The organism is Leptothrix toolikensis (SeqCode) (assembly GCF_057922285.1).
This window is the reverse complement of the sequence record NZ_JBYSVC010000095.1, coordinates 1-8,393: the sequence shown is the minus strand read 5'-3', so window position 1 is coordinate 8,393 and position 8,393 is coordinate 1. Positions and strand designations below refer to the sequence as shown.

The following is an 8,393-nucleotide window of genomic DNA, read 5'->3' as shown; positions in this document are numbered from 1 at the left end:
AAATGGGAGGTGATCGAAGCCGGCCTGAAGTGCATTCAAGGCAAAGGCATCGTCAATTCGATCTCGATGAAAGAAGGCGAGGCCGAATTCAAGCGCCAAGCCAAGCTGCTCAAGCGCTACGGGGCAGCCACCGTGGTGATGGCTTTTGACGAGCGCGGCCAAGCCGATACCTATCAACGCAAGATCGACATTTGCGCCCGCGCCTACAAGCTCTTGGTCGAAGAGGTCGGTTTCCCGGCTGAAGACATCATCTTTGATCCGAACATCTTCGCCATCGCCACCGGCATCGAAGAGCACGACAACTACGCGGTCGATTTCATCAACGCCACGCGCTGGATCAAGCAAAACCTGCCGGGGGCCAAAGTCTCGGGCGGGGTATCGAATGTCTCGTTCAGCTTCCGGGGCAACGAGCCGGTGCGCGAAGCCATCCACACCGTGTTCCTCTATCACGCGATTCAAGCGGGCATGGACATGGGCATCGTCAACGCCGGCATGGTCGGCGTGTATGACGATCTGGAGCCCGTCTTGCGCGAGCGGGTCGAAGACGTGGTGTTGAATCGGCGCGCTGACGCGGGTGAGCGCCTGATCGAGATCGCTGAAACCGCCAAGGGTGCGGCCAAGGACGATTCGGCCAAGTTGGCTTGGCGCGGCACGCCTGAACACCCCGTGAGTGTCGAAGACCGCCTGAGCCACGCCTTGGTGCATGGCATCACCGAGTTCATCGACTTGGACACCGAAGAAGCTTGGCAAGCCATCCACGCCCGAGGCGGGCGGCCGCTGCATGTGATTGAAGGCCCCTTGATGGCGGGCATGAACATCGTGGGCGACCGCTTTGGGGCCGGCAAGATGTTCCTGCCGCAAGTGGTGAAGAGTGCCCGGGTCATGAAGCAAGCGGTGGCGCATCTGCTGCCCTACATCGAAGCCGAGAAAAAAGCGCTGGAAAACGCCGGCGCGGATGTCAAACCCAAAGGCAAGATCGTCATCGCCACCGTCAAAGGCGACGTACACGACATCGGCAAGAACATCGTCACCGTGGTTTTGCAGTGCAACAACTTCGAGGTGATCAACATGGGCGTGATGGTCCCGTGCCAGGACATCCTGAAAAAAGCCAAAGAAGAAGGCGCCGACATCATCGGCCTTTCCGGCTTGATCACGCCGAGCCTGGAAGAAATGCAGCACGTAGCGGCCGAGATGCAGCGCGATCCCTACTTTGCTGAGCGTGGCACGCCGCTGCTGATCGGTGGGGCGACCTGCTCACGCGTACACACCGCCGTGAAGATCGCGCCGCATTACAGCGGCCCGGTGGTCTATGTGCCGGACGCCTCGCGCGCCGTGGGCGTGTGCTCAGACCTGCTGAGCGAAGAGCGCTCGGCAGCCTTCGTGGCGGATCTGCAAGCGGACTATCAACAGGTGCGCGCCTTGCACGCCAGCAAAAAAACCACGCCGCTGGTGACGCTGGCCCAAGCCCGGGCCAACAAAACGCCCATCGACTGGGCGAGCTACACGCCCCCAACACCGAAGTTCATCGGCCGACGGCTATTTCGCCATCAGGATCTGACTGAATTGGCGGCTTGCATCGACTGGGCCCCGTTCTTCCAGACTTGGGACTTGGCCGGCAAGTTCCCACAGATCTTGCAAGACGCGGTGGTCGGCACCGAAGCCAGTCGCGTCTTCCAAGACGGCCAGCAGATGCTGCAACGCCTGATCGACGGCCGCTGGTTGCAAGCCAACGGCGTGATCAGCCTGCTGCCGGCCAACACCGTGGACGACGACACCATCGAGATCTACGCCGACGAAAGCCGCAGCCAGGTGCTGATGCGCTGGCAGCCGCTGCGCATGCAGACCACCCGACCCGTGATCGACGGCGAGAACGGCGAAAAAATACAGCGCCCGAACCGCAGCTTGGCCGACTTCATCGCCCCCAAGGGCGTCAAGGCAGACCACATTGGCCTGTTTGCCGTCACCGCCGGGCTGAACGTCGAGAAAAAGGAGCGCCAGTTCATCGACGCCCTCGACGACTACAGCGCCATCATGCTCAAGGCCTTGGCCGACCGGCTGGCCGAAGCCTTTGCTGAGCGCATGCATCAGCGCGTGCGCACCGAGCTGTGGGGTTACGCCGCCGACGAAACGCTCAGCAACGCTGAGCTGATCGCCGAAACATATCGCGGCATCCGCCCGGCCCCTGGCTACCCCGCGTGCCCGGACCACCTCGTCAAACGCGCCATGTTCGAGGTGCTGGGGGCCGCCGACATCGGCATGCACCTGACGGAAAGCATGGCCATGACGCCCGCCGCCTCGGTGAGCGGCTTTTACCTCGCGCACCCCGAAGCGCTGTACTTCAACGTCGGCCGGATCGGCGACGACCAGCTGCGTGACTTTGCCCAGCGCCAAGCCCTGAGCGAGGCCGAGGCCCGCCGCGCGCTGGCACCCGTGCTGGGATAAAGCGTCACCGCCTGCCATGGATGCGCCTCATGAAACTCACTGATCGACTCGCCCTTGTGGCCGCCTCGGCCTCACTGTGGTCTTGTTGGGCTTGTTGGGCTTGTGCCCTGTTGTCGAGCCCTGCGGCCCTCGCAGGCACAGGGACGGGGGTGGAGCAGCGACCGCCCTGTCAGGTGATGTTTGATGCCGGCAGCAGTGGCACCCGGCTGTCCGTGTTTGTGCGCAAGGGCCGCATCTGGGAAGAGCACGTGGGGCCGAAGGTATCGGCTTTGGCTGACCCCGTGCGCGAAATCCGGGGGCGACACTACGCCGACATGGCCGCCGTCAATGCCGAGGTCGTGGCCACGCTGGATGAGATGCGTCACGCCGGGCCGCCCAATGCCAAAGGTCAACCCGCTTGGCAAGCATTCGACTGGACCACGCAATGCCGCGTTGAGAGTGCGCGGATCTATGCCACCGCAGGCATGCGCCTGGCCGAGCAAGAGCAGCGCGAACGCAGCACGGCCCTCTGGGCCGACTTGCACCAGCGCTTGCAACAGCGGCTCGGGGCCAGCGTGAGCGTCGAGACGCGCACCCTGAGCGGCTTTGAAGAAGGGCTCTACGCTTGGCTGGCGGTGCGCCAAGCGCTGAAGGGCCGCAGCGACTTCGGCATCGCTGAGATGGGTGGCGCATCCTCGCAAATCACATTCCCCTGCAAACGCTGCGACGCAGCGGACGACGCCACCCGCATGGTCAAGGTCGATGGCAAGTCGCGGCGCATCTACAGCTACTCGTTCCTCGGTCTGGGCCAAGACGAAGCGCCGCACACCTTGGGCGTGGCCCCGACATGCGCCTACGGCGTGGGGCTTGATCATCCCGGCTGGCAACCGGCCGACTGCGCCAATACCTTGACCTTGGCCCTGCAAGAACCGACCCAAGGCATCGTGGACCCCTACCACGTTGACCACGGCCAACGCGGCAGTCATCGCCGGATTCCCACCGAGCGCGCCGACCACCCCCGCTGGTTCCTGACGGGGGCGTTCAACTACATGCACGCCGGTGACATCGACACCACCTGTCGCCGCCGAGGCCCCCATGCCGGCCAAGAAGCCTCCGCCTGCTTCAAGCCGATCTACCTGCAAAGCTATCTCCAAGCCCTGCGCATCCCCGCCTCAGCACCCAAAATCGAATCCAGCTGGACCCTGGGGGCCGTGCTCTGCGCCGCCAGCCAGTGTCTCGGCCCCAGTACGCCACCCATGTAACGCAGTCTCACCCATCGACGCCCAACATGCCTTTTGTGAGACAAGCGACGCTGGCGCGTTGGCTGTACGTTTTTTCAGCCTACGCCGTGCCCAGCGTGATCGCCCTGATTTCTCTGCTGGCTTGGGTGGCTTGGCCATCACAGTACCCAGCGCCATCCAAGACAAGCACGCTCGTCTTTCAAGCCATCGAAGACCCCGCTGATCAATGGGGGCTGGAGGAGGCGCAACGCCTGTTGCACCATCAGCCCAGGGTCACGTTCTCCGACAGCCGCCTCTCTGAAGCGCCGTTTTGGTTGACGTTCCAAATCTCGGAGCCGCTGCCAGGCACCAGCACTGTCGTTGAATTTCCATCGCGGCACACCTTGGATATCGCTTGCTGGTCAGCCCACAATGGTCAGCTCTTGGGTCAAGGCCACCGCAGTAGGGGCGCGCTGGGGAGCATGACGCCCATCAAGGCCGGCTTTCAGCTCACCTTGGCCGCACCACCCCACTCGCCACCGACCACAGCGGTGGTGTGCAAAACCCACTTCATCGGTCCCGCCCGTCTGACGGTGCTTCAGGGCTCGCCCACGGAACTGGCTCTGGCCACGCAGGCCTTTCATCGCGACGCCGGTCTGCTGGATGGCGGCTTGATTGTGTTGGCGCTGTTTGTCTTCATCACCGCGCTGATCAATCGCAACAGCACCTATGTGTTGTTTGCCGCTTGGTTGGTGGTCAACCTACGTATGGCCGCCCTGTCCGCCGGCTGGGACCTTCAATGGCTGGGGTACACCATTCCCTATGAGGCGTTGCTGCAAGGCCGGTTGGTCACCGTGACCCTCTACTACGTGCTGACACTGAGCCTATTCACCACGCTTTTCCATGACGAGCTCGCCCGGATGGGCCATGAACAGCTGATTCAACTCGCCCGCTGGTCCTGCGTGCCACTGCTGCTGCTCTCGCCGTTTCTGTCGTATGGCCATTACCTACCGCTGATTTGGGTCGCTACCGGGGTGGGCGTGGTCCTTTTGGTCTACCTGCTGATACGCATCCTGTATCAAACGCGCTCTCAAGTGGCCGTGTGGTACAGCGCCTCCATCGCTGTGACCCTGTTTGCCAGCCTCTATGAGGTGGTCTCGGCTTCCTTGGGCCTCAGGGGGCTGATCGGCTCGATCAACAGCGTCACCGCTGCGCTCGCCTCCAGCTTGTTGGCCTCGCTGGCCATCGCTGCACAAATGCGACAAGAGCACGAAGACCGCATGGCGATGCAAGCCAAACTGCAAGCCACCTACGAGGCCATGCCGATGGGATTGTTCACCTTGGATTTGCAAGGTCGGCTCACAAGCGCCAACCCAGCCTTGCTTCAAATCCTCAAAGCCCACGCCACCCCACACGGTGCCCACGACTGGCCCAGCTTTTTCAAGCCCGAGGCATGGACACGGCTGTATCACTTGGTCAGCACCCAGCGCCATGCCGACATGGAGATCGACACCTCGTCTCGGCACTACTTGGTCAAAGCCACGCTGGCCCACGATCACATCGAAGGCTCCTTGCAAGATGTGACCGATCAAGCACGGGCCACAAAGCACCTGCAATTTCTGGCCAACAACGATCCGCTCACCAAGGTGCTCAACCGCCGTGGTATCGAAAAGGCCTTGGATGTCGCCATGCTCAGCGCCAGCGAAGACCCCCCGCTGGCGCTGGCGTATGTGGATTTGGACCGCTTCAAACTGATCAACGACTTGTTTGGTCACAGCGCGGGCGATGAGGTGCTGCAACAGGTCTGCGCACGGGTGCGTGCCTTGTTATCGGCGGCCATGAGCTTGGGGCGCATGGGCGGTGACGAATTCATGATCGTCATGCCCAACACACCACTCGCATCCGCCCGCATCCTTTGCCAAGAGCTCATCACCAGCATCGGGCAGAAACCCTACAAAGTGGGCAGTCGGGCGTTTCATGTGCGAGGCTCCATCGGTTTGATTGAGATTGCAGCCGGCACCAGCACCAAAGATGCCGTATCCACAGCAGACCGAGCCTGCCATGAAGCCAAGTCGGGCCACAACAACGGCTTGATGGTGTTTGGCAAAGGCGCAAGCGTCTTTTTGGAACACGAAGCCGAATTGAAGCTCGTCGATCAGCTCTCCGTACACACCGACATCGGCGGGCTGTTCCTCGAAATGCAGCCGATCATGTCCCTGACCCAGCCCTACAGCTCACTCAACTTTGAAGTGCTGCTGCGCATGCGTGACACCCAGGGTCAACGCATCCCCACCGACCGCTTGATCTCAGCCGGTGAACGCAGTGGCCGCATGGGGGTGATCGACCGCTGGGTGCTCACCACCACCTTGGCTTGGCTCTCGGATCATCAGCATCACCTTGAGCACACACAGTTCGTCTGCCTGAACCTAAGCGGCGCGTCGCTCAACGATGAGCGCTTCACCCACGATGTCTTCGCCTTGCTGGAAAAACACCTCGACGTGGCCCATCACCTTTGTCTAGAGATCACGGAGAGCGTGGCTTTGCATGATCTGCAAAACACACGCCGCTTCATTGACCGGGTGCGCCACTACGGCGCGCGGGTGGCGCTGGACGACTTTGGGGCGGGCTACACCTCGTTTTCCTACCTGAAGGATTTACCCAGCGATCTGCTCAAAATCGATGGCAGCTTCATCGTCAACATGAACCAGCATCCCGCCAACGTGGCCATCGTGGAAGCCATCGTCAATCTGGCGCGCAACTTGGGCATGAAAACTGTCGCCGAATGGGCCGAAGACTGTGCCACGGTGCAGACGCTGGCCGACCTTGGGGTGGACTACGTGCAAGGGTTTGCTGTCGCACACCCCTTGTCACCCGATCGGCTGTTGCAGGCGAGCTCTTCAGCCAGCTTTATCGAAGACCCGGCTTTGCAAGCCCTCGCGCATCACATGCAATCACGCTGGTCCCCACCACCGGGATATCCGGATGCTCGGTGTGGCACATAAAGCGTAGCAGCGGGTGCTTGGCCGCTGACCAGCGTGTCTCGGCACTCGGCACGTGCAAAGCCATGACCCGATGGGGCAGGTTGAAGGCGTGCCGCAGCGGGATATAGCCCAAGCCGGGATACACGTCTTGGAAAAGCAACCGTTCGTACTGCCGATCCATGGGTGAGCGCCCAGCCACCACCATCCACTCGATCTGGTGGAGCAGGCAATACCGATAAAAAGCTTTGAACAAAAGCCCTTTAACCAGCCGACTTTCACGCTCCCCGTGGAGACCCAAGCTCAAACCCAGTCGCGTGGCTTCGGCCAAGCGGGCACCTTGGAGCCAAGGCGGCAAGGTCAATGACTGCTCCAAATCGAGCGGTTGGTCGGTGTTGGTTTGGATGCGCATGGTGCCCAAAGGCGAACCATCGACCTTCGACTCAGCCAGCAGCACGACCACAGCGTCGTCGTAGTCAAGGGGCTCAGGCTGGGCCAAGGTCTGGGCAAATTCAGGCACATGGCGGGCATAGGCCGCATGCCGAACACGCACAGCGCGCTGGAGTTCTTGCTCATCGCGCACCCACCGAACACGGAAGGGTAGGCATTCCACCTTGTTCTTGATCATGGCGACATCTTTCCAGACTACAGTCACTCCCATGCTTACCGTCAACAAACTCCTCTCCCAAGGCCAGGGTCTGGCCGCTGTGCTCTTGAAGCGCGCCTCCACCGTGGAACTCGATTGGGACGTGCGCCAGAAGAGCCGTTTCGACGCCACCGATGCCAGCGGACGCCACCTCGGGGTCTTCTTGCCCAGAGGCAGTGTGGTGCGCGGCGGCGATGTCTTGGTGGCTGAAGATGGCTCGCTGATCAAGGTGCTGGCCGCCCCCCAAGCCGTGCTGGAAGTGCGCGCCTGCGCCACACACGGCTCGCCCTTTGACTTGGTGCGCGCCGCCTATCACTTGGGCAATCGCCACGTGCCGCTGGAGCTGCAACCCGATCACCTGAAGCTGGAGCCCGACCACGTGCTGGCCGAGATGCTGCGCCAGATGCACCTCACGGTCACCGAAACCCAAGCAGCGTTCGAGCCCGAAGGCGGGGCTTACGTGAGCAGCGGTCATGGTCATGGGCATGGGCATGGGCACGATCACGCCGCCCAACCTGTGGCGATCCCGGTCAAGGCCGCTCCGGCACCGCACGTACATGGCCCCGGCTGCAAGCACGACCACTGACACCGCCTTGATGTTGCCCTCCGCTTTTTTGCAGTTGATGTGGCTGGCCTCGCCCGCTTTGCCGGTGGGCGGGTTCAGCTACTCGGAAGGGCTCGAAGCGGCGGTCGAGTCCGCGCGGGTCAGCAACGAGGCCGAAGCCGCGACGTGGTTGCACGATCAGTTGGTGCTGGCCTTGGGCCGCGCCGATCTGCCGGTGGTGGCCCGGGCCTTTGAAGCGTGGCAGCAAGACGACTTGGCGCGCATCGACGCCTTGAACACGTGGGTGCGCATGACGCGCGAATCCAGCGAGTTTCGCCAGCAAACCGAGCAAATGGGGCGCTCGCTGCACGACTGGCTGCGCCAGCGCCATGCCGAAGAGCCCCGGGTGCAGCACTTGGGCGGTTTACGCCCGGCACCCACATGGCCGGTGGCTTTCGCCTTGGCCGCCGCACAAACCGGCGCGCCCCTGCGCCAAGCCCTGCTGGCCCACGCCTTTGGTTGGGCCGAGAACATGGTCCAAGCCGCGCTCAAGTCCGCGCCCTTGGGCCAAAGCGCCGGTCAGC

6 protein-coding genes are annotated in these 8,393 nt (G+C 62.3%); 5 read left to right on the top strand and 1 reads right to left on the bottom strand.

The features are described 5' to 3' along the window. The 3 genes from AC3VI7_RS11270 to AC3VI7_RS11260 all read left to right on the top strand — a co-directional run. Positions 1–2,442: vitamin B12 dependent-methionine synthase activation domain-containing protein (locus AC3VI7_RS11270; RefSeq protein WP_489671532.1), on the top strand; the 2,442-nt coding region annotated here is incomplete at its 5' end. Between the two features lie 29 nt (positions 2,443–2,471). Further along, positions 2,472–3,683 (top strand): hypothetical protein, encoded by a 1,212-nt coding sequence (locus tag AC3VI7_RS11265; RefSeq protein WP_489669514.1) that lies wholly within the window; start codon positions 2,472–2,474, stop codon positions 3,681–3,683. Between the two features lie 26 nt (positions 3,684–3,709). Further along, the gene (locus tag AC3VI7_RS11260; RefSeq protein ID WP_489669512.1) at positions 3,710–6,643 is read left to right on the top strand and encodes a putative bifunctional diguanylate cyclase/phosphodiesterase; all 2,934 of its coding nucleotides are present in this window, start codon (positions 3,710–3,712) and stop codon (positions 6,641–6,643) included. Here the strand turns inward: AC3VI7_RS11260 and AC3VI7_RS11255 are convergent. Next, positions 6,549–7,280 (bottom strand): hypothetical protein, encoded by a 732-nt coding sequence (locus tag AC3VI7_RS11255; protein WP_489669511.1) that lies wholly within the window; start codon positions 7,278–7,280, stop codon positions 6,549–6,551. The genes AC3VI7_RS11260 and AC3VI7_RS11255 overlap by 95 nt on opposite strands. Between AC3VI7_RS11255 and ureE the strand changes: the two genes are divergently transcribed. Both ureE and AC3VI7_RS11245 read left to right on the top strand, forming a co-directional pair. Continuing rightward, on the top strand, positions 7,279–7,851 hold the full coding sequence (gene ureE / locus AC3VI7_RS11250) for an urease accessory protein UreE (RefSeq protein ID WP_489669510.1): 573 nt from the start codon (positions 7,279–7,281) through the stop codon (positions 7,849–7,851). The two genes, AC3VI7_RS11255 and ureE, sit on opposite strands and share 2 nt — an antisense overlap. A 10-nt stretch (positions 7,852–7,861) precedes the next feature. Beyond that, the coding region (locus tag AC3VI7_RS11245) for an urease accessory protein UreF (RefSeq protein ID WP_489671531.1) at positions 7,862–8,393 on the top strand (532 nt) is incomplete at its 3' end.